The sequence below is a fragment of the Sheuella amnicola genome (genome assembly GCF_010499255.1).
Lineage (GTDB): Bacteria > Pseudomonadota > Gammaproteobacteria > Burkholderiales > Burkholderiaceae_B > Zwartia > Zwartia amnicola.
Map to the genome: position 1 here is coordinate 1 of NZ_JAAGRN010000010.1, position 21,499 is coordinate 21,499.

The following is a 21,499-nucleotide window of genomic DNA, read 5'->3' on the forward strand; positions in this document are numbered from 1 at the left end:
TGAAATTTGTGCTCTGGCCTGGTCACGATAAATCGGAATCATCGGTCACGATAATCCGGAATTGGCATTAACCACGCAGTATTTGAATATTATTGTTATTGCAAGACGGTAATGACCGGAGCATTACGCACATTGTTGCAGACACTCGCGCAATTACCCGGATAGCAAATTAGGAGGTTAGAAACAAAAGGCCCCTCAACGAGGGGCCTTTTATATTTCGTGGCACACGCATAACTCATTGATTTATAAAGGTATCAAGGAGTGCGGTTTGTATTATGGTTTGGGTAGGCAGAAAAAAATCACAAAAAATCACAAATTTCTTTACTACTATTTCCTACCATTTGCGCTCATTTACCCTGAAAAATTTTGGTGGCGCAGGAGGGGTAGTACTGATAAATACGCTCACTAAGTAGTGTTAGGCTTTTCGCAAAACCTGCCTAAAACGAGCCATTTTGAGCGAATGTTAGCCATGACCCTGATTTCCGCGCATTCCTCGTTTTTTACATATTTGTACCTTGTTATTACTAGTTCAAGAGTATGCTCGTACGTAAAGGAGCTTTAGGATTGGTTTCAGGTTATCCGATCTATTTAATTTGATATGTGGAAAATCCCGCGTTTGTTTTAGTTTTATTACGAACGTCATAATTCCCTTGGTCGTTTTTTGTTTTGTATCCAAAAGATTTATCGTTGATAGAAATGATTTGATCTTCAGATGTTTGACCTTTAGGTATTAAATCTTCAATTTTGAATCCGGATTGTTGAAAGAAATTTTTTTGATCATCGGCAGATAGCAGGCTCCCATTGAGCTTTACAAAGTCAGGAATTGCTCTGATATCAACAATTTTTTCATATATGAGATCGTTTTTAATTTGCCATTCGCCAGCTGCATTGATCAACCAAGAAGCTATAATTTGCGTACCATTTTTATAGTTAAAGGTCATTAATAATTGGCCTTGCATGTTAAGTGCACCGTTACCTAGGTACTCATCAACTCCAATCATTTTCATTACTCCATTGGTTGTATCGGCATCACTAGGAATTTCTTCAGTAATTTCAGAAAGCCAACGGCCTTGAATTGCCTTTTCAAAGTCAGTATTGGCTTGAACTGCTTGTGATCCGACTAAAAAAAATAAACCAAGTAGTACTATTAATTTTTTGAAGTAAAGCATTTCATGGTCTCTTATCTTATGAAGTGAATTAAAATTAAAAACTATTGACGGTAATAAACGAAAATCCCTCTCTAACGCGATTGTTTGTCGCCCTGAACTGACCAATCATAAGCACTTTGGAAAGATATTAGGCAAACGAAAATAACGTATACAAATTCATTTTCTGAAGCACTCAAGAATTAGGACTTAATTCGAGACGCATACGCCTCCAGATTGACCATAACCAGATGGGCAGCTTCCTGTTCCAACATAGAATGCATAACAGGCGCCGCTATTGGCAACACAAACCCTTCCACTCTGTCCATAGTTGCTTGGGCAACTCTGGCCTGAAGAGACAACGAATGCATAGCCTGCTCCTGAATTTGGGTTACATGTTGTACCGCTTTGGCTATAGTTGCTCGGACAACTTTGACCAGGCGGAACAACAAAAGGCAACGCTCGCGGTGCGGGGTTGTTACACGCTGCCTGAACATGAAATGAGACTGCTAGAAGTAAGGCTGAGGATAGAAAAAAGGAGTGTTTCATATTGCTATTCCTAATCTTATTTATGTGCTTTATAAGTAAGCGTAAACCTTGCATTAGTACACCTGAAAATTTGCTTTTTTAGACCTATTTAATTTGAGACGTCGTATTAGTGGTCTCAAATGCATATTTAATTTTTAAAATTTATTTGCATTTTCAGATCTAGAACAGTCAAGATCAACAACGTCACCAGAGCCGTTAGCCTGCGCAAGAATTAATTTCCCTGATTTTCTATCTAATTTCGCTAGCAATAGAGGGGATAAATTGCGCCCGCAACTATCTGTGTCAATATGAAATTCAAAACGAATTTCATCTGGTGAATATATCCAGTTTTGGGCAATGTATTCACATTTTGTCTGTTTGCTAAACTGCATTTTTACTGTGCCCGATTTGTTTGATTCATTTAGAGAAATCTCAAGAGGTAATGGAATTGCTTGAGCATTCTTGCACTCTAAAAGGACGTCACTTTTTGCAATGTTGGAAGTTGTTACAAGTAATGCTGTCGCAAGAATCTTAAATAAAGATAAATATTTCATTTCTCATCCTATTAAAAAATTGAAATTAAATATTGAGTTGATTTCTACTGATGGCGATCCTAATTTCTTTGGCTATTTCAGATGGAACGATAACTTTATTGAATGGCATAAGAGCAACGCTCATCAGTTTCCAATTCCCACTGATATTCGGTATTGTGAAAATCATCCAGAAAAACGCAAGATTAATCACTGCCGAAACAAAATGTACAAGCGCCAAAATCCATCCAAAGGTGAACATCCAAACGATGTTTAAAAATCCACTTGTTATGCGGAATGTTTGTTCAGTGATTGATGTTTTGTGGCCTGCACCACTAATTTTTCTATATTTTTGAAGTTCGGCTTGAGTCACTATTGTTCGACCAAACGGCCACGCAGAATATCTGGCAAGTCGAAATAGAGGTATGAACATTGGAAAAAAAATGATTGCAGCGAGTGTATACAGCAGAAACGTCAGCCAACCTCCGAATATGAACCAGCAAATATTTCCAAGTAGTGCCATTACCATCCCTTTGAATGTTGATTCGAACTAGTGCGACCATATTAAAGAATGAATGAAATAAATAGTTGCATTAAATCTGCTATTCAAAAGATATAGATTATTTACCAAATTGGCAATAAAAGAACTAAATTACGAAAAATTCACATTGTTTTTTGACAAAAGAGATTGGTTGGCATTAATTGACTTTGCCAATTTAATTGGCCAATGACTTTTTAAAAGGAAAAGCTAAAACGACAGAAAGACGTCAAAATACGTTATGAAAATGTCTATGAATTTTGGGGAATGCCACAATTTTTAAAGGAGCCCGTATGAAAAACTGTTTAATTAAAGGAATCGCCGGCTTGACTACTATCCTCTGTGCGAACGTTGCAGTAGCTGATAGCGCGAGCGAGCAGCTCGAAATGATTGGAAAATGCATTGCAATCAATAATCTATACGAGCAAAGAGTTGGTCCTCTTCCGGCTGCTAACAAAGCGTATATGCAGAAATGGGCTAAGGCACGTCAAGGTGCAATTGACGGCCATAAGCAAATTGAACCTTGCCTGAAGTCTGGGAAAAGTTTTGACAGCTGCGTTTCGCAATTGGGCTCAGGTTTACAAGTATTGCTAAGGGGAGGATTGCTGGGAACTGATGCATTCCTGCAAGAATACAAGGTAAACAACAAAGCAAAAATCACTACCTATTTGCTGGCATGCAGCGAATAAAAGTTTGAATTGTGGCTGATGATTAGATTAGCTCCACAGCGTTACGCATCACTCCAAGGCGGGTTTCAATGTAACACTGTGTTGTTGCCATTGCTGAAGAAGTGATGGGTTTGACCGTAAGTAGTCGCAAGAGGCGCAAGTAAATGACGCAAGGTTATCTAAAGACGAAAACGGCCGCAAAATGCTGCAGACACTCGCGCAATTACTCGGATAACAAATTAGGAGGTTAGAAACAAAACGGCCCCTCAAAGAAGGGCCGTTTGTATTTCGTGGCACACGCATAACTCATTGATTTATAAAGGTATCAAGGAGTGCGGTTTGTACTATGGTTTGGGTAGGGAGAAAAAAATCACAAAAAATCACAAATTTCTTTACTACCATTTCCTACCATTTCCGCTGATTCACGCAGGAAAATTTTGGTGGCCCGGGGCGGAATCGAACCACCGACACAAGGATTTTCAATCCTCTGCTCTACCGACTGAGCTACCGGGCCATCTAAGGGCGAGATATTACACCAAAAAATAACTTGCTGCTGAAATCCAACCCCAAAGGAGGGCTGAGCACTATAATGCGAACATTTCCTGAACGGTTTTATACGTAGTCCATCATTTCATGACGGTTAATGTCCTCGCTTTGGGTCTGAATCATGTCTCGGCTCCGGTTTCGGTGCGCGAGCGTGTTTCCATGCCAGAAGACTTGGTTCAACCGGCCTTGAATGCCTTGCGCAGTTCGTTTGGCGGGGCAGTTAAAGAGGCTGCGATTCTGTCGACTTGTAACCGAACCGAGCTATATTGCGCCGCTGAGCCGCATGTCACCGATCAATTGCCGACCTGGTTGGCTGAATTCAACCAAATAGAGGCGGGTGTGCTCAGGCCGCATCTCTATATGCTTGATCGTGACGAGGCCGTGCGCCATGCCTTCCGGGTTGCCAGCGGGCTGGACTCGATGGTCCTGGGTGAAACCCAGATTCTCGGTCAATTGAAGGACGCCGTACGCACTGCCGATGAAGCGGGTGCGCTTGGCACATTACTGCACCAGCTGTTTCAAAAAACGTTTTCAGTTGCGAAAGAGGTTCGCACGACAACGGCGATTGGTGCCCAGTCTGTTTCCATGGCGGCTGCGGCGGTTCGTTTGGCTGAGCGTGTTTTCGGTAATCTTGGCGACTGTAAAGTGCTCTTTATCGGTGCAGGCGAAATGATTGAACTGTGCGCAACGCACTTTGCCGCGCAACAACCCGCATCCATTGTTGTCGCAAACCGTACGATCGAACGTGCCGAGACACTTGCCAATCGATTCGATGCTGCTGTCATGCGACTAAGCGATTTGCCTGAAAGACTGGCGGAGTTTGACGTGGTTGTGTCTTGCACAGCGAGTTCATTGCCCATTCTTGGGCTGGGCATGGTAGAGCGTGCGACCAAGCTGCGCAGGCGCAAGCCTATCGTGATGGTTGATTTGGCTGTGCCGCGCGACATCGAACCCGAAGTTGCACGCCTTGACGATGTTTACTTGTACTCGGTTGATGATTTAGGTGTGGTGGTGCAGTCCGGAACAGATGCTCGCGAGGCTGCGGTTGTCCAGGCGGAAGCCATTATCGACAATCGTGTGCGTCATTTTATGCATTGGATGCAAGTGCGGGCCAATGTGCCGATTATTCGTGATCTGCAGGCGAACGCCCAATCGATTCAAGAGCAAGAGCTTGAGCGTGCCCGTAAATTTCTGGCCAGAGGGGATGCTCCTGACGTTGTCCTTGAGCAAATGGCGCGTGCACTGACGCAAAAATATCTGCATGGCACCTTGAATGCCTTGAATCACAGCGAAGAGGCTGAACGCAAGCAGTTGCTGGGATGGTTGCCCAGATTGTTCCCTTCAGGAAACGAACGCCGTTAGCTGCGGTAGTCTTCACCTCCGTAAGCTTCAATCCTGATGCGCCTGCATGGCGCACGACTCGTTAAATAATTATTCAGAACCTTTCCATGAAATCATCAATGCGTGCCCGCTTGGAGCACTTATCCCGCAGACTGGTCGAACTTGATGCGATGCTGGCTGAGCCGGATGCCGCAAACGATATGACGCAATACAGAAAGTTATCTCGAGAGCGAGCCGAAATTGAACCGGTTGTCCAAGCTTTTACTGCGTTTGAGTCGGCCGAGACAGATCTGGAAGGTGCGCGCCAGATGCTTGACGATCCCGAAATGAAAGCCATGGCGCTTGAGGAGATGGACGATTGCAAGGCACGTATCGAAACGCTCGAAGGTGAATTGCAATTGTTGTTATTGCCACGCGATCCCGATGACAGCCGCAGCGTATTTCTCGAAATACGTGCCGGTACCGGTGGAGATGAAAGCGCATTGTTTTCCGGTGATTTATTGCGTATGTACACACGCTATGCCGAGCAGCGCGGCTGGAAGGTTGAGTTGATGTCCGAAAGCCCGTCCGAATTGGGAGGCTATCGCGAAGTGATTGTGCGCATCGATGGTGAAGGGGCGTATGGGCGCTTGAAGTTCGAGTCGGGAGCGCATCGTGTGCAGCGTGTTCCTGCAACCGAAACTCAGGGGCGCATTCACACCTCTGCGTGTACGGTCGCAGTGTTGCCGGAAGCGGATGCTGCAACTGAGATAGTGATTAATCCAAGTGAGCTTCGGATCGATACCTTCCGTGCCAGTGGTGCGGGTGGTCAGCACATCAATAAGACTGATTCCGCCGTCAGGATCACGCATTTGCCAACGGGACTGGTGGTGGAGTGCCAGGATGATCGGTCACAGCATCGCAATAAAGACAAGGCGATGCAGGTGTTGGCCGCGCGCCTGAAGGACAAGGTGCAGCGTGAGCGTCACGATAAAGAGGCTGCCGAGCGCAAGAGTCTGGTTGGTTCGGGAGATCGCTCGGAGCGGATTCGTACTTATAACTTTCCGCAAGGGCGCTTGACTGACCATCGCATTAATCTCACGCTGTACAAGTTGGCCAATATTATGGAAGGCGATCTTGATGAGGTTACCGGAGCGCTGATTGCCGAGCACCAGGCCGAGCAACTTGCAGCCCTAGGCGACGAATAGGTAATGCAAACTCCCCAGTCTTTGATGCAAGTTAGTGGTTTGCCTCGAATTGAAGCGAGGATGCTGCTTGAATTTGTCCTTCAAAAACCGAGGTCCTGGTTGCTGGCGCATGATACGGATCAGATTGAGCCCGAAAAGGCGACCAGATTTTTGACCATGGCAGCGCACAGGCGTCAAGGCAGGCCCATGGCACAACTGCTCGGTCAGCGCGAATTCATGGGATACATGTTTGATGTCACGCCCGATGTCCTGATTCCGAGGCCCGAGACTGAGTTACTGGTTGAGGTCGGGTTAAATGCAGTGCGACCGCTAGATGCCCCGACCATTCTCGATTTGGGCACAGGGAGTGGTGCCATTGCAATCAGTTTGGCGCTTCAGAAACCGAAAGCATGCGTTGTGGCAACGGATTTAAGCTCTCAGGCCCTGGCTGTGGCGCAACAAAATGCTCAAAAACATAGTGCCAAGGTTCAATGGTGGCAAGGAAGCTGGTATGAAGCCCTACCCGCAGAGGGGCGATTTGATCTGATTGTGTCGAACCCGCCGTATATTGTCGCGAACGACCCGCATTTGGTTCAGGGTGATTTGCGTTTTGAGCCGATCATAGCGTTAACGGATGGTGCGGACGGACTGTCAGCAATTCGTGAAATTATTCTGGGTGCGCACGCGCGCTTGAATCCAAATGGGCAAATCTGGTTGGAGCATGGCTACGATCAGTCAGCTGCTGTGCAGCAATTGTTACTGTCAGCCGGTTTTAAAAATGTGCAGTCTTTGCCTGATTTGGCGGGTATTCTACGGGTGACCGGAGGCTCTTTATAATTGGCGTATTAGCAATTTTCTTCAATTCATTCAATTACATCAAAAGCAGTCAGGAAAATCATGAGCGACGTTCAAACATTCATCCGTGAAACAGTCACCAACAACCCAGTTGTACTGTTCATGAAGGGTACTGCCCAATTCCCCCAATGCGGCTTCTCGGGCCGAGCCATCCAGATTCTTAAGAATTCCGGTGTCACCAAGCTTGTTACGGTTAACGTGCTTGAGGATGAAGAAGTCCGTAGCGGAATCAAAGAATTTTCCCAATGGCCAACTATTCCCCAGTTGTACATTGCCGGCGAATTTATCGGTGGCGCAGACATCATGACCGAAATGGAACAGAGTGGCGAACTCAAGCAGGCTCTCGTTGAAGCAGGTGCCGCCGAGTGAGTAAGCGCCGACTGGTGATTGGTGTTACGGGAGCGACCGGATCCCTGTATGCCGTGCGTATGATGCAGACGTTGCGCGAACGCGCAACTGATGTCGAAACGCATTTGATCGTGTCGGCGGCCGGTGTGTTGAATATCAAGCATGAACTTGATCTTGATCGCCACGATGTATACAAAATGGCTGATCATGTTCACAGCATTCGTGATGTTGGCGCCACGCTTGCCAGTGGTGCTTTCTCTACCGCGGGCATGGTGATCGTGCCTTGTTCCATGCGCACTTTGGCCGCAGTGGCAATGGGATTGTCTGATAACTTGATCACGCGAGCGGCCGATGTCACGCTTAAAGAGCGTCGGCGACTTGTTATGGTTGTGCGCGAAACGCCGTTTAACCTCGCGCACTTGCGCAATATGACCTCGGTAACGGAAATGGGTGGAATTGTCTTTCCGCCATTACCTGCCTTTTACCATCGCCCCAAGTCAATCGATGAAATGGTGGATCACACTGTTTCGCGCATTCTTGAAATGGTAGGAATTGATGTGCAGGGTCAGCGCTGGGAAGGTATGGACTCGATTTAATCCGAATCGCTATCGGAATTAGCCGAGAGTTGTTTGTCCTCATCCGAAAATGTTTCCGGATCAAACGCGTGATCTCCATCGGGTTGGGCGATGCCATTTGGCTTGAGCCCGACAAAATCAAACAGATTTCTATCCATCAAGTGCGATGGCGCTATATTTGCCAATGCCTTGAATGTATTCCATGCGCGACGCGGATCCTTCTTATCCCATTCGGCCAGCATGCGCCCGATTTCCTGACGTTTAAGATTGTCCTGGGATCCACATAGGTTGCAAGGAATAATCGGAAACTGCTTCCAGTCGGCATAGGCAATTAGATCCGACTCCGGAATATATGCCAGGGGACGAATAACGGTATGGCGCCCATCGTCGGATACGAGTTTGGGTGGCATGGTTTTCATTTTTGCACCATAAAACAGGTTCAAAAAGAATGTGGCTAGTATATCGTCGCGATGGTGGCCTAATGCAATCTTGGTCGCGCCAAGTTCTGATGCCACTCGATACAGCACCCCTCTGCGCAAGCGCGAACACAAGGAGCAGGTAGTTTTTCCTTCGGGAATTAAGCGTTTAACGATCGAGTACGTGTCTTCAGTTTCGATGTGAAACGGAATGCCCAGATTTTTGAGATAGTTGGGTAAAACCTCCGCAGGAAAACCCGGTTGTTTTTGATCCAGATTCACTGCGATGATTTCGAACTTGATCGGTGCGCGTGAGCGCAAGGTCAACAAAATATCGAGCATGCCATAAGAATCCTTACCGCCAGATAAGCACACCATCACACGATCGCCATCTTCGATCATGTTGTAGTCACCGATTGCACGCCCGGCTTCGCGCATGACACGCTTTGACAGCTTATTCAGATCGATTCGCTGTTTTTCACTCGTTTTATTGACTTCGATTGCGCGAGGTTTGAAAGTAAGGGGGGCTTGCATCATTAATAGCCTGTTTGCTTTAAATATTGCGTGACGGCATTGCGATCGCCGGAGAAAACAATCCGCGATGCTTTGCTTTCACGCTGATGTTCATACATGGGATCGTAATACTCAATGAGTAGTGGTCGAATCCAGTCACGGTGAAGGTCTAGCTTTCCAGAAGCTTTCTGTTCTTGAAGTGCGCGAATCATAAGCGATGAAAGTCGCGCATGTCTCTCGCCGCCGAGACGTTTGTATAAATTCTGAAGGCTCTCGAGTAATCGGTTTGAAAACGCCTCAAACCCTAACTCTTCGCCATATTTGGATCTGAATTGTCCTCCGAGATCTTCAACGTAATCGGACAGTATGCGTTCGACGCGGGATTCGGTAGATTCTTCAACCCAGACGACAGGGCTATGTTGCATGGCATGTCGCATGGAAAGGGGGAGGGCGCATCGCCCGATTAAGCGCGACTCATCCTCAAGCGCGATTCTATTTTTATTTTGCGCATGAAGTTTAAGTAGTGCGATGGCGAGCCGATTTTCGAAATCGATTTGAGTCGGTTGATCCGAAGCGTGTTTACCAAAGCTCGAGCCCCTGTGATTTGCCAGTTTTTCGAGATCGATGGCCGATGCTAAGTCGAAGACGACTTGTGTTTTACCGCAACCCGTGAAGCCTGCGATCAGAATAAATGATGATTCTGCGATCTGGCGCTCGAGCGAATCGAGCAAAAATGAACGCATCGCCTTGTAACCGCCAGTGATGCGTGGATACTGAATTCCGGCCTCGGCAAGCCATTGCTGGGATATTCGTGAGCGTAAACCGCCACGAAAGCAATACAGATAACCATTCGGATGGGCTTGCGCAAATTCGGTCCATTTTGCAACGCGCCCGGATTTGATGGATCCGCTTACAAGTTGGTGACCAAGTTGGATTGCGGCTTCCTGCCCTTTTTCTTTATAGCAAATTCCGACCCGATGTCGTTCGTCATCATCCATTAGGGGGATGTTGATGGCGCCCGGAAACGAGCCTTGCGCGAATTCCATAGGTGCACGCACGTCGAGTAAAGGCGTATCGCTTAAAAATAGAGTTGAGAAGTCTTCGGTGTCGGGCCGGATCATGCTGTCGTCGCCATGACTTTGAGCTCACAGGCTGAATTTGCCGGTGCTGATAGTTTTACGTTGAAGCTGATGAGCTCATCGCGCCGAAATGCATGAATCGTCACTCGGTCCTCGGGCTGATAGCGTTCAAGCAGGGCATCCAGCGATGATTGCGAAGCATCCACACGCAACCCGTCGACGGCAACGAGAGTGTCCATTGCCGACAAACCTGCGCGATGTGCAGCGCCATGTTCGAAAACGGTCGCCAACACAAGGTGTTCGCCTTGTTTGCGTACCCGAACATCCAGCGAAGGCAGATGCGAGGGTGTTTTAAAGTTTAATGCAATGCCGTTCAAGGCAAATAGTTTTTTGAGCGGAACGTCTACTGTGCCATGTACCCAACTTTGTAGCTCTTCAGATACGTCAACGCCGCAGGCTTCTCGAACAATCCTGGCAAAATCCCGCTCCGCAAGACCTTGCCCCGCACCAATATAAAAGTCACGACCATAACGATGCCAGAGTAGGCGCATGACATCATCCAGGCTATGTTGATCACGCGTGGCGTAGCGTATGGTCAGGTCCAGTCCTAAAGCGATGAGTGAGCCTTTTGTGTAATAGCTCACTAGGGCATTGGGTGAGTTTTCATCTTGCTTGTAATAGCGTGTCCACGCATCGAATGAACTTTCTGCAACGGATTGCTTATGTCTCCCGGGCGCGTTCAGAACACTGCTGATTTGTTTGCCCAGAATCGAAAAGTAGGTTTGACGATCGATTACGCCGCTTCTTAATAACATCAAGTCGTCGTAATAAGAGGTAAACCCTTCGAATATCCACAGCAACCGCGTGTGGGTTTCCCGTGTCAGATCATAAGGTGCGAAAACGGAAGGTTTAATGCGTTTGACGTGCCATGTGTGAAAGTACTCATGGCTGACAAGACCAAGAAACGTCTCGTATCCGGCCGGAGTCTTTTCCTGACCGATGATCGGCAGATCTTTGCGCGAAGCCATTAATGCGGTCGAAGCTCGATGCTCAAGGCCGCCGTAGCTATCCCCTGTGACCATCGTCATGAAGACATAATGTTGGGCTGAGTCTAGAAATGGCGCGAGGTGGGTATCGGGCTCAAAGAAACGAATTTGTGTTTCACAGATTTTTTTGACGTCTTGTGAGATTCTTTTCAGGTCGAGGTTCGGGATGTTGCCGGTGAAAACAAGTTCGTGTTTAGCGCCGCATGCCATGAATTTGGCGACCTGCGGATTTCCCATTTCGATCGGATGATCAATCAGGGCGTCGTAGTTTTCAGCTCGATATTTACCGAAAGCATGCTGTTTGCCTGATTGATTTTTACCCCATTGCGACAAACTGGTGAATACCGACCAGCGCAGCGGTTTGGGAGGAGGTAAAAGATTGACTACGCATGGCAGACTTTCACTGCCGTGGATGCATAGAAATACACTCGTCCCGTTCAGAAATGCGTGCGATTGATCAAGGTGGGCACCACGAACGGAAAGGTCATAGGCGTAGACGGTAGTCGTAATCGTTAGCGGGGAGGAGCATACGGCAGCGCGCCAGCTGTGATTGCCGATTTTGGTCAGAGCGATTTTTTTTGACCCGCAACGAGCTTCGATGGTTTCGATTTGTCTGGCAAAATCTCGTACTAGATAGCTTCCCGGGATCCAGGCCGGCAAAGAAACGACCTGGCCTCTTGCAGCGGGCGCCGGAATCGTCACCGTTATGCGAAATCTGTGTCCTGAAGGATCAAAAGGCTCTAAGCTGTAAAGTATTGGTTTGGTATTCATCCCGCTATCTTATTGCAGAAATTTAAGGAGACATCCATGAGTGAATCTTTGATTTTGATCGAAACACGCGGCCGAGTTGGCCTGCTGACACTGAATCGCCCCAAGGCATTGAACGCACTGAATGACGCATTAATGGATGAACTGGGCGCGGCATTGCTGGCTTTCGACGCCGACGAAAACATCGGCTGCATCGTGATTACAGGAAGCGAAAAGGCCTTCGCAGCAGGCGCCGACATCGGCGCGATGAAAGACTGGTCGTACATGGATGTATACAAAAGCGAATATATCACCCGCAATTGGGAAACTTTGCGCAAAATCCGCAAGCCTGTGATTGCCGCCGTTGCCGGTTATGCGCTTGGGGGTGGGTGCGAGCTTGCCATGATGTGCGACATCATTATTGCGGCGGATACCGCCAAGTTCGGACAGCCGGAAATCAAGATCGGCGCAATCCCCGGTGCGGGCGGGACTCAGCGCCTGCCGCGAGCAGTAGGCAAGTCGAAGGCGATGGACATGGTCTTAACCGGTCGAATGATGGATGCCGCCGAGGCCGAACGAGCCAGTCTGGTGTCGCGTGTCGTCGGAGCGGATAAGCTGATCGATGAGGCTGTGGAAGTCGCAGCCGTGATTTCGGCGATGTCTTTGCCCTTGGCGATTATGGCTAAGGAGGCTGTCAATCGTGCCTTCGAATCATCTCTTAACGAGGGTGTTCACTTTGAGCGTCGCCTGTTTCATTCGTGTTTTGCAACACAGGATCAGAAAGAAGGGATGGCGGCATTTGTCGAAAAGCGTAAGCCAGACTTCAAGCATTGCTAAGTGTTGTTTTGTTCGCCGCTCTTCGGATCTAATTGAACGAGGGGCGGTTTGCGTTGTTATCAAAAAAACAGCTATACTTGATGGGTTTCGCGCATTCAAGATTGAATTAAAAAACAAGACAGGTGACAAAAGGTATGCACGCAAGTTTGCACACTGATAAACCACTGGTTTTGACGGATGCCGATCGCGCTAGCATCAATGCACGGGCCAGAAAAGAGCTGTTGTACATTATCTTGGCTCAGGCGCTGGTGGGGTTATTTGTTGCAATCATTGCCGGCATGGTGGCCGGAAAGGTTGCCGCCCTATCCGCACTAGCTGGAGCTGGCGCTTATTTTGTACCGAATTTGCTGTTTGCATTGAGATTGTTTATAGCTACGCATCAGCCCAAAGGTGCCAGCCCTGTCATGTTTTTGATGGGTGAGATGCTGAAAATGGTTGCTGCAGTAGGTTTGCTTTGGTTGATTGCCCGTGTGGGTGGGGACCGCGTGAGCTGGCTGGCAGTTGTTGCGGGGTTGATTGGAGTAGTAAAGGCTTACTTATTGATGCTTGCTCTGGGTGGTTTTCGGTCAGGCAGTGTCGTTAAGTATGGTGATAAGAAATAGTTAAGGTCGGACCTGGTTTCAGGTCCGTTGGTTTGAGAGGATGCCTGTCTACCGCAGGTGTCAAGTTTACGATTCGAGATCTAACATGTCTGCTAATAGCGACGTTTCGCCCCAAGCCAATTACATTCAGCACCATTTGGTGCATTACAACAATATTGGCGAAAAACAGGGTTTGATCGCTGATTTCAGCGTAATCAACTACGATTCGATTTTTTGGTCGATATTGACTGGTGTGGTGGCTGTTGTTTTTATGGCGATGGCTGCTCGTCGCGCGACATCAGGCGTTCCGGGGCGGTTGCAAAGCTTCGTCGAAATGCTTGTTGATATGGTCGATAACCAGGCTCGCAGCATCGTTCCCAGTGCCGAAAGCCGCAAGTTTGTATCTCCTCTTGCCCTGACTGTGTTTGTCTGGATCGTGTTGATGAACGCTCTGGACTTCGTGCCGGTTGATTTGCCACACGCCATTTTCCATGCTCTGGGTTTTGGTCATGAGCCCAAGGATGCGCTCTATTACCATCGTATTTTGCCTACTGCCGATCTGAACATCCCTATGGGTATGTCTCTTGGTGTGCTGCTTTTGATGTTCTTTTACGGAATCAAAATCAAGCATCCAGGTGGATTCGTGAAAGAGTTGTTTACCGCTCCTTTCCATGCGCACGGTTTCGCTGCTATCTTGCTAGCCCCGGCTAACTTTGCCCTCAATTTGGTTGAATATGCCGCCAAGTCGGTGTCGATGGGGATGCGACTGTTCGGCAACATGTTTGCTGGTGAGCTCGTTTTCATGCTGATCGCTCTCTTGGGTGGCGCTTGGTCTGGTTGGAATGCCATGAGCATTGGTCTGGGTGCTGGTCATATTCTCGCCGGCTCCATTTGGGCGATCTTCCATATTTTGATTGTGTTGTTGCAAGCCTTTATTTTCATGATGCTGACCCTTGTTTACATCGGGCAGTCGCATGAGGGGCACTAAGGTCTGATTGATCATCCCTTAAAGGGGTGATCGCAGGATTGATTTACAAAGCAGTTCTTGTAGTTTCATTTTCTATTTTTAATTTCAATACTTAGATACTTACCAAGGAGTTGTCATGACTAACGTCGCTTTCGTAGCTCTCGCTTGCGCTTTCATTATCGGTCTGGGTGCTATCGGCGCTTGTATCGGTATCGCAATGATGGGCGGCAAGTACCTCGAAGCTTCGGCTCGTCAGCCTGAACTGATGAACGCGCTGCAAACCAAGATGTTCCTGCTCGCTGGTCTGATCGATGCTGCGTTCCTGATCGGTGTTGGTATCGCAATGTTGTTTGCTTTCGCAAACCCATTCCAGTAAATCGCCCGAGCTGTCATCCCGAATTGGGATGATTTAGATGCTGCCTGAAAATTATGAAGGCAGCTTATTGATCCAGTCTCTTAGATATTTTGTCTTTGAGGCACAAGATGTAATAGGGAAACGACCGTGAATCTGAACGCGACGATCTTTTTCCAGATGATCGTGTTCTTTGTCCTGGGTTGGGTCACGATGAAATTCGTGTGGCCACCTCTGACAAAGGCAATTGACGAGCGACGCCAGAAGATTGCTGATGGTTTGGCTGCTGCCGAAAAAGGCAAAGCTGACTTGGCGCAAGCACAGGCTCGCATCAATTTGATCGAGGCATCTGCTAAATCCGATCTGCATGTCCGCATAACGGACGCTGAAAAACACGCTGCTCAAATTATCGAGCAGGCACGCGCTGAAGGCGAAGCCGAGCGCGCACGCATTGTTGAGCAAGCCAAACAGGATGCCGCACACGAAGTGCAGCGCGCCCGTGATGCTCTGCGCGACGATGTTGCCACGCTTGCCGTTAAAGGTGCTGAGCAGATTCTTAAGCGCGAGGTTGACGCCCGTGCTCACGCCGAGTTGCTTGCGCAGCTTAAGGCACAGCTTTAATCTTCGGGGTCGACATGGCAGAACTTTCCACCATTGCCCGCCCGTATGCAGAAGCGCTGTTTGCTGCTGCGCGCGATGAGAAGGCTGGCTTGGCTGCATGGGCAGAACAGGTACAACGCTTGGCCGAAGTAATTTCGGTTGAGGATGTCCGCGCAGCAATGGTCGATCCACGTCTTGAGGATGCGCAGAGAGTTAGCGTATTTTTGAGCTTGGTTCAACCCGCTGTCGACAAGCCGCTGCAAAATTTTGTGACATTGCTTATCAGCAATGATCGCTTGGTGCTGCTGCCGCAAATCGTCGAACAATTTCATGCCCTCAAGGATGAAGCTGAAGGTGTCGCCCAAGCGGACATCACAAGCGCGTTCCCGATGACCGATGAACAGGTTTCCGAGCTCATCAAGCTGCTTGAGCCAAAATTCGGTCTCAAACTCAAGCCCCACGTGACAGTGGATGCTACCTTGATTGGTGGCGTGCGCGTCAATGTGGGTGATCAGGTACTCGACACATCCGTGCAAGCCCAGTTGGTACGCATGCGCGACACATTGGCGGCCTAACGTCAGTATAAAGATTCCAGGAGTCTGAACATGCAACTTAATCCGTCAGAGATTAGCGAACTACTAAAGAGCCGTATTGAGGGTCTGGGCACATCGTCCGACATCCGTACGCAAGGCACGGTTGTATCCGTGACCGACGGCATTACCCGTATTCACGGTTTGTCAGACGTGATGCAGGGCGAAATGCTTGAATTTCCCAACAATATTTTCGGTTTGGCACTGAACCTCGAGCGCGACTCTGTTGGCGCCGTGATTCTTGGTGACTATACCGGTGTATCGGAAGGCGATGCCGTTAAAGCAACGGGCCGCATTCTTGAAGTGCCGGTTGGTCCCGAATTGCTCGGTCGAGTTGTCAATGCATTGGGTGTGCCAATTGACGGCAAGGGCCCAATCAATGCCAAGGAATCCGACATCATTGAAAAAGTCGCTCCAGGCGTGATCGCACGTCAATCCGTTTCGCAGCCAATGCAAACAGGTTTGAAAGCGATTGACTCGATGGTTCCGGTTGGTCGTGGTCAGCGCGAATTGATCATTGGGGATCGTCAAACTGGTAAGACAGCAGTTGCAGTGGATTCGATCATCAACCAGAAAGGCAAAAACGTTAAGTGCGTTTATGTCGCGATTGGTCAGAAGGCATCGACGATCAATAACGTGTTGCGTAAGCTTGAAGAGCATGGCGCAATGGAATACACCATTATCGTGGCGGCTGCCGCTTCTGACTCGGCTGCAATGCAGTACTTGTCAGCCTATGCTGGTTGTACGATGGGTGAATACTTCCGTGACCGCGGCGAAGATGCTTTGATCGTTTATGACGATTTGACCAAACAGGCTATTGCTTACCGTCAGGTTTCGTTGCTGTTGCGTCGTCCTCCAGGCCGTGAAGCTTATCCCGGCGATGTGTTCTATCTGCACTCGCGTTTGCTTGAGCGTGCAGCTCGTGTTAATGCCGAATACGTTGAAAAGTTCACCAAAGGCGCAGTCAAAGGCAAGACTGGTTCGTTGACCGCACTGCCGATTATTGAAACGCAGGCAGGTGACGTATCGGCTTTCGTTCCGACCAACGTGATTTCGATTACTGATGGTCAGATCTTCCTTGAAACCGACTTGTTCAACGCAGGTGTTCGCCCCGCTATTAACGCCGGTATTTCGGTGTCACGAGTTGGTGGTGCCGCTCAGACCAAGATTGTTAAGAAGCTGTCCGGTGGTATCCGTACCGACTTGGCACAGTATCGCGAACTTGCTGCGTTTGCGCAGTTTGCGTCCGATCTGGATGATGCGACCCGTCGTCAGCTTGAGCGTGGTAAGCGTGTGGTTGAGCTCTTGAAGCAACCTCAATACCAGCCTCTGCAGGTGTGGGAACTGGGCGTGATTCTTTTTGCCGTGAACAACGGTTATCTGGACGACATTGAAGTTGCACAGGTTCTGCCGTTTGAAAAAGGCATCAAGGATTATCTGAAGGCCAAGCATGCAGCAATGATCGATCGCATTGAGGCATCTGCTGAGTTGTCGAAAGACGATGAGGCTGAATTGGTCTCGGCTCTCAAAGAGTTCAAGAAAAACGGCACCTACTAAGGAACCCGCTATCGCGTGAACGTTAGGGTGGTTTTCACCCGTAGTTCACGCAAAGCAGATGGTCTGATACCTGTAAAAAGGTCTGACACAGGAAGCGAAATGGCAGGAATTAAGGAAATTCGAACTAAGATCAAAAGCGTACAAAATACGCGAAAGATCACTAAGGCCATGGAGATGGTGGCCGCATCCAAAATGCGCAAAGCGCAGGAAAGGATGCGAGCAGGTCGTCCCTATGCCGAAAAAGTACGCACTATGGCTTCACGTCTGATGGAAGCCAATCCCGAGTACAGTCATCCGTATTTGGTTGAAAGCGCCGACTTGAAAGCAGTTGGGGTTGTCGTCGTTTCGACCGATAAGGGTTTGTGCGGCGGCCTTAACACGAACATCATGCGTCTGGTTTTGAACAGACTGCGTGAATTCGATGAAAAGGGCATTCGTGTCCAGTTCACGGCACTCGGAAACAAAGGTCTGGGAACGTTGACGCGTATTGGTGCAAACCTGGTGTCACAAGAAGTGCAATTGGGCGATACCCCCGAGCTTGCACGACTTGTTGGTGCGATCAAGGTTCAACTGGACGATTTCGCAGCTGGTCGTATTGATGCAGTCTACGTTGCGACTAATCGTTTCATCAATACGATGAAGCAGGAAGCAACCTTTACCCGATTGTTGCCATTGCCCGGCAAATTGAAAGATCCTTATCGTGCGGAATCCGCCGGATCGGACGAGCAAGACGCCAAAGGCGCTGACTACGGTTGGGACTACATCTATGAACCGGATGCAGGAACAGTCATCGACGAGTTGTTGCATCGCTATGTCGAAGGTCTGGTGTATCAGAGTGTTGCTGAAAACATGGCATCGGAGCAGTCTGCTCGTATGGTGGCAATGAAAGCCGCCTCGGACAATGCGAAGAAAGTCATCGGTGATTTGCAACTGGTCTATAACAAGACCCGCCAAGCAGCAATTACAAAAGAAATTTCGGAAATCGTGGGGGGCGCCGCTGCAGTCTGATCTCAGATCGCATAACGGCAACCCATCAAACAAGTTAATAAAGGCAAGGAACAGACATGAGCAACGGAACCATCGTTCAGTGCATCGGCGCCGTGGTGGATATTCAGTTTCCCCGCGATCAAATGCCCCATATCTATGAAGCACTCAAATTGACGGATACTTCATCCTCATTTGCAGAGGCAGGTTTAACATTCGAAGTTCAGCAGCAGCTTGGTGACGGCGTTGTTCGTACCATCGCTCTGGGATCAAGCGATGGTTTGCGCCGCGGCATGTCCGTAGCGAAGACCGGTGCTCCCATCTCCGTGCCGGTTGGCTCGGGCACGCTGGGTCGTATCATGGACGTTCTGGGTCGTCCGATCGACGAGGCCGGTCCGATCGACTCGACCGAACTGCGTGCGATTCACCAGCCTGCTCCTAAATTCGACGAGTTGTCACCTTCAGTTGAATTGCTTGAAACCGGCATCAAGGTTATCGACCTGGTTTGCCCGTTTGCAAAGGGCGGTAAGGTTGGTCTGTTCGGTGGTGCCGGTGTAGGCAAGACAGTGAACATGATGGAACTGATCAATAACATCGCGAAGCAACACAGTGGTTTGTCTGTATTCGCTGGTGTCGGTGAGCGTACCCGCGAAGGTAACGACTTCTATCATGAAATGGAAGAATCGAACGTTCTTGACAAAGTTGCGATGGTTTTCGGTCAGATGAACGAGCCTCCTGGTAACCGTCTGCGCGTTGCCTTGACCGGTTTGACGATGGCTGAGAAGTTCCGTGACGAAGGTCGTGACATCCTGTTCTTCGTTGATAATATTTACCGTTACACCTTGGCCGGAACAGAAGTGTCCGCGTTGTTGGGACGTATGCCATCCGCTGTGGGCTATCAGCCAACACTGGCCGAAGAAATGGGTGTTCTGCAAGAGCGTATTACTTCAACAAAGACTGGCTCGATTACCTCGATCCAGGCTGTGTATGTTCCCGCCGACGACTTGACCGACCCATCGCCTGCTACGACCTTCCAGCACTTGGATTCGACCGTTGTGTTGTCGCGTGATATTGCATCCTTGGGTATTTATCCTGCGGTTGATCCGCTTGACTCGACGAGCCGTCAGCTTGATCCAAACGTGGTGGGTGAAGAGCACTACACCGTTGCTCGCGGTGTTCAGCAAACTCTGCAGCGTTACAAAGAATTGCGTGACATTATCGCGATTCTGGGTATGGACGAGTTGTCGCCTGAAGACAAGCAGACCGTTGCACGCGCTCGTAAGATTCAACGTTTCTTGTCGCAGCCTTTCCACGTTGCCGAAGTGTTTACCGGCTCCCCCGGAAAATATGTTCCTCTGGCAGAAACGTTACGTGGTTTCAAGATGATCGTACAAGGTGAGTGCGATGCATTGCCCGAACAGGCTTTCTACATGGTCGGCGGCATCGACGAAGCTTTCGAGAAAGCCAAGAAACTCCAATAAGGATCCGTCATGGCTACTTTAAAAGTCGACGTTGTGAGTGCGGAGAAATCCCTGTACGCTGGTCAGGCAAAGTTTGTCGTATTGCCTGGCGAGTCGGGTGAGTTGGGGATTTTGCCCGGCCATACTCCGCTCATCACAAGGATTCGTCCCGGTCTAGTCAAGATCGTGCATGAAGATAACTCTGAAGAGAGCATCTTTGTTGCAGGCGGATTGCTTGAAGTCCAACCTGATCACGTTACCGTGCTATCCGACACGGCTATCCGTGGAGCAGATCTGGATGAGGCGCAAGCCGAGGCCGCCCGAGCCAAAGCGAAAGAGGCATTGGCTAACGCCAAGGATCGTGCCGATATCGCTGTGGTTGAAGCGGAACTTGAATTGTTGGCTGCTCAGGCTAACGCCGCGCGCCGTCTTCGCGAGATGATCAAGCACTAAGCAACTAGTGTTTGGCTTCTTGATTCAGTTAACACGCCCGATATCGGGCGTGTTTGCTTTTAAGCTTCAAATTAATATTCAAGGCAGTTCATGCGAGTGGGAACTACGCATGCGTTGATTCCGAATATCCCAAATCATTTAGACCAATTAGTCTCTTGCCTCATGTTTATATGGAGCTAGAGTATGCGTCAACAAATAGATTGCGCGGTTTTATCGCTTGCCACTCACGATGACTGGATGGCAGAGGCTGTGGCAAAGTCGCAGCCTTCTTTGACAAGAATAAAACTGCATTATCTGAAGTGGGAAGACACCAGTGGATTGCCCGATTTGCAAAACCGACTGATCCGCTTGGATACGCAAGCAATTGCACAAGGAGCGGTTAGTTTGCGCAGGTATGATGTTTGCTTGATACCGGTTTCACTGGATACGCTTGGTTGGACAAGACAAGCTTTGGCAGCAATTCCTAAAGGCCCATTCACGCCAATGTTCGGGATATTGAGTGGATTGCGCTCGGCTGCTATGCAAGATCTGGTGGATTTGGGCATGGCAGATTTTGTCAGAGTGCCGGTATGCCCGGAAGAGCTTAGGGCAAGGATTTTAACGGCGGTTGTAAGGGCCCCTAAGATAGGCGGGTTGAGGGAGCCAGAAAGCGCATATGGAACAACGTCATGGTGCGAGCAAGCGAAACTAAGTTTGAATATGAGGACAGGAGTTCACAAATCGAGCTTGGAAAAGCCATTACAAAGAACAGCGCGTCCAACAAGAGTGGCCATTGGAACGAATAGAGTCCAAATTAGGACAGGTGTGTCCCTGATACAAGTAGATAAGGAAAGTATTGATAACGAAATGATCGAATCATTTCGTAGCAGCAAATCAAAAGTCGTGGAGCAATTCGAAAGGGAATACATTTCAAAGGCGTTACTCACGCATCAGGGCAATATTGCATCTGCGGCCCGAGCATCGCAAAAGCATCGACGGGCGTTCTGGGCATTGATGCGCAAGTATCAGATAGACGCATCGCAGTACCGAATAGATGACGGCGCAGAGTAAAATGATCGAATCTTAATGCCTGCGAAA

24 protein-coding genes, 1 tRNA gene and 1 pseudogene are annotated in these 21,499 nt (G+C 48.8%); 17 read left to right on the forward strand and 9 right to left on the reverse strand.

The window, feature by feature from the left end; genetic code table 11:
* Positions 1 to 584 precede the first annotated feature (584 nt).
* From G3I67_RS13085 to G3I67_RS15180, 5 genes and pseudogenes are all read right to left on the reverse strand, one after another.
* Positions 585 to 1,169 (reverse strand): hypothetical protein, encoded by a 585-nt coding sequence (locus tag G3I67_RS13085; RefSeq protein WP_163655986.1) that lies wholly within the window; start codon positions 1,167 to 1,169, stop codon positions 585 to 587.
* A gap of 179 nt (positions 1,170 to 1,348) precedes the next feature.
* Positions 1,349 to 1,516 carry a hypothetical protein gene (locus G3I67_RS13090; RefSeq protein WP_163655987.1) on the reverse strand — a complete coding sequence of 56 codons (168 nt, stop codon included), beginning with the start codon at positions 1,514 to 1,516 and terminating at the stop codon, positions 1,349 to 1,351.
* 312 nt (positions 1,517 to 1,828) lie between these two features.
* Complete coding sequence (locus tag G3I67_RS13095) at positions 1,829 to 2,227, reverse strand: hypothetical protein (protein ID WP_163655988.1); 399 nt, start codon at positions 2,225 to 2,227, stop codon at positions 1,829 to 1,831.
* Positions 2,228 to 2,252: 25 nt separating this feature from the next.
* Positions 2,253 to 2,576, reverse strand: a complete 324-nt coding sequence (locus G3I67_RS15110; RefSeq protein ID WP_311197123.1) for a YccF domain-containing protein — start codon at positions 2,574 to 2,576, stop codon at positions 2,253 to 2,255.
* An 18-nt stretch (positions 2,577 to 2,594) separates the two neighbouring features.
* Positions 2,595 to 2,732 (reverse strand): annotated as a pseudogene (locus G3I67_RS15180) (YccF domain-containing protein); the annotation flags it as partial.
* Between the two features lie 302 nt (positions 2,733 to 3,034).
* Here G3I67_RS15180 and G3I67_RS13105 point away from each other — a divergent pair.
* On the forward strand, positions 3,035 to 3,430 hold the full coding sequence (locus tag G3I67_RS13105) for a hypothetical protein (protein WP_163655990.1): 396 nt from the start codon (positions 3,035 to 3,037) through the stop codon (positions 3,428 to 3,430).
* 417 nt (positions 3,431 to 3,847) lie between these two features.
* Here G3I67_RS13105 and G3I67_RS13110 read toward each other — a convergent pair.
* Positions 3,848 to 3,923 (reverse strand) — tRNA-Phe (locus tag G3I67_RS13110).
* A 119-nt stretch (positions 3,924 to 4,042) separates the two neighbouring features.
* On the opposite strand from G3I67_RS13110, the gene hemA reads away from it, so the two are divergent.
* From hemA to G3I67_RS13135, 5 genes are all read left to right on the forward strand, one after another.
* Positions 4,043 to 5,317: a glutamyl-tRNA reductase gene (gene hemA, locus G3I67_RS13115; protein WP_163655991.1), complete on the forward strand. Its 1,275-nt coding sequence runs from the start codon at positions 4,043 to 4,045 to the stop codon at positions 5,315 to 5,317.
* Positions 5,318 to 5,403: 86 nt separating this feature from the next.
* Positions 5,404 to 6,483 (forward strand): peptide chain release factor 1, encoded by a 1,080-nt coding sequence (gene prfA / locus G3I67_RS13120; RefSeq protein WP_163655992.1) that lies wholly within the window; start codon positions 5,404 to 5,406, stop codon positions 6,481 to 6,483.
* Between the two features lie 3 nt (positions 6,484 to 6,486).
* Entirely contained in the window at positions 6,487 to 7,299 is an 813-nt protein-coding gene (gene prmC / locus G3I67_RS13125) for a peptide chain release factor N(5)-glutamine methyltransferase (RefSeq protein ID WP_163655993.1), read from the forward strand.
* Between the two features lie 60 nt (positions 7,300 to 7,359).
* On the forward strand, positions 7,360 to 7,686 hold the full coding sequence (grxD, locus tag G3I67_RS13130) for a Grx4 family monothiol glutaredoxin (protein ID WP_163655994.1): 327 nt from the start codon (positions 7,360 to 7,362) through the stop codon (positions 7,684 to 7,686).
* On the forward strand, positions 7,683 to 8,261 hold the full coding sequence (locus G3I67_RS13135; protein ID WP_163655995.1) for a UbiX family flavin prenyltransferase: 579 nt from the start codon (positions 7,683 to 7,685) through the stop codon (positions 8,259 to 8,261). The genes grxD and G3I67_RS13135 overlap by 4 nt, the downstream gene beginning before the upstream one ends.
* Here the strand turns inward: G3I67_RS13135 and ttcA are convergent.
* From ttcA to G3I67_RS13150, 3 genes are read right to left on the reverse strand one after another with little or no spacing between them, the layout of a single operon-like run.
* The gene (ttcA, locus tag G3I67_RS13140; RefSeq protein WP_163655996.1) at positions 8,258 to 9,193 is read right to left on the reverse strand and encodes a tRNA 2-thiocytidine(32) synthetase TtcA; all 936 of its coding nucleotides are present in this window, start codon (positions 9,191 to 9,193) and stop codon (positions 8,258 to 8,260) included. The genes G3I67_RS13135 and ttcA overlap by 4 nt on opposite strands.
* Entirely contained in the window at positions 9,193 to 10,287 is a 1,095-nt protein-coding gene (gene mnmH / locus G3I67_RS13145) for a tRNA 2-selenouridine(34) synthase MnmH (protein ID WP_163656095.1), read from the reverse strand. The genes ttcA and mnmH overlap by 1 nt, the downstream gene beginning before the upstream one ends.
* Positions 10,287 to 12,065, reverse strand: a complete 1,779-nt coding sequence (locus G3I67_RS13150) for a M61 family metallopeptidase (protein WP_163655997.1) — start codon at positions 12,063 to 12,065, stop codon at positions 10,287 to 10,289. Before G3I67_RS13150 ends, mnmH begins: the two co-directional genes overlap by 1 nt.
* Positions 12,066 to 12,101: 36 nt before the next feature.
* Between G3I67_RS13150 and G3I67_RS13155 the strand changes: the two genes are divergently transcribed.
* From G3I67_RS13155 to G3I67_RS13205, 11 genes are all read left to right on the forward strand, one after another.
* On the forward strand, positions 12,102 to 12,878 hold the full coding sequence (locus G3I67_RS13155; RefSeq protein WP_163655998.1) for an enoyl-CoA hydratase: 777 nt from the start codon (positions 12,102 to 12,104) through the stop codon (positions 12,876 to 12,878).
* 134 nt (positions 12,879 to 13,012) lie between these two features.
* A complete protein-coding gene (locus G3I67_RS13160) occupies positions 13,013 to 13,480 on the forward strand; it encodes an ATP synthase subunit I (protein ID WP_163655999.1) in 468 nt (155 codons plus the stop codon).
* Positions 13,481 to 13,565: 85 nt separating this feature from the next.
* A complete protein-coding gene (gene atpB / locus G3I67_RS13165; protein ID WP_163656000.1) occupies positions 13,566 to 14,447 on the forward strand; it encodes a F0F1 ATP synthase subunit A in 882 nt (293 codons plus the stop codon).
* A 115-nt stretch (positions 14,448 to 14,562) separates the two neighbouring features.
* Positions 14,563 to 14,802, forward strand: a complete 240-nt coding sequence (atpE, locus tag G3I67_RS13170; protein WP_163656001.1) for a F0F1 ATP synthase subunit C — start codon at positions 14,563 to 14,565, stop codon at positions 14,800 to 14,802.
* Positions 14,803 to 14,928: 126 nt separating this feature from the next.
* Positions 14,929 to 15,399, forward strand: coding sequence for a F0F1 ATP synthase subunit B (locus G3I67_RS13175; protein ID WP_163656002.1), 471 nt, complete (start codon positions 14,929 to 14,931; stop codon positions 15,397 to 15,399).
* A 14-nt stretch (positions 15,400 to 15,413) separates the two neighbouring features.
* Entirely contained in the window at positions 15,414 to 15,953 is a 540-nt protein-coding gene (locus G3I67_RS13180) for a F0F1 ATP synthase subunit delta (protein ID WP_163656003.1), read from the forward strand.
* A gap of 30 nt (positions 15,954 to 15,983) precedes the next feature.
* Positions 15,984 to 17,525 (forward strand): F0F1 ATP synthase subunit alpha, encoded by a 1,542-nt coding sequence (gene atpA, locus G3I67_RS13185; RefSeq protein WP_163656004.1) that lies wholly within the window; start codon positions 15,984 to 15,986, stop codon positions 17,523 to 17,525.
* Between the two features lie 99 nt (positions 17,526 to 17,624).
* Positions 17,625 to 18,533 (forward strand): F0F1 ATP synthase subunit gamma, encoded by a 909-nt coding sequence (gene atpG / locus G3I67_RS13190; RefSeq protein ID WP_163656005.1) that lies wholly within the window; start codon positions 17,625 to 17,627, stop codon positions 18,531 to 18,533.
* 56 nt (positions 18,534 to 18,589) lie between these two features.
* Positions 18,590 to 19,990 (forward strand): F0F1 ATP synthase subunit beta, encoded by a 1,401-nt coding sequence (atpD, locus tag G3I67_RS13195; protein WP_163656006.1) that lies wholly within the window; start codon positions 18,590 to 18,592, stop codon positions 19,988 to 19,990.
* Positions 19,991 to 19,999: 9 nt separating this feature from the next.
* On the forward strand, positions 20,000 to 20,422 hold the full coding sequence (locus G3I67_RS13200) for a F0F1 ATP synthase subunit epsilon (protein WP_163656007.1): 423 nt from the start codon (positions 20,000 to 20,002) through the stop codon (positions 20,420 to 20,422).
* A 183-nt stretch (positions 20,423 to 20,605) separates the two neighbouring features.
* Complete coding sequence (locus G3I67_RS13205; protein ID WP_163656008.1) at positions 20,606 to 21,472, forward strand: helix-turn-helix domain-containing protein; 867 nt, start codon at positions 20,606 to 20,608, stop codon at positions 21,470 to 21,472.
* The last annotated feature ends 27 nt before the right edge of the window (positions 21,473 to 21,499 follow it).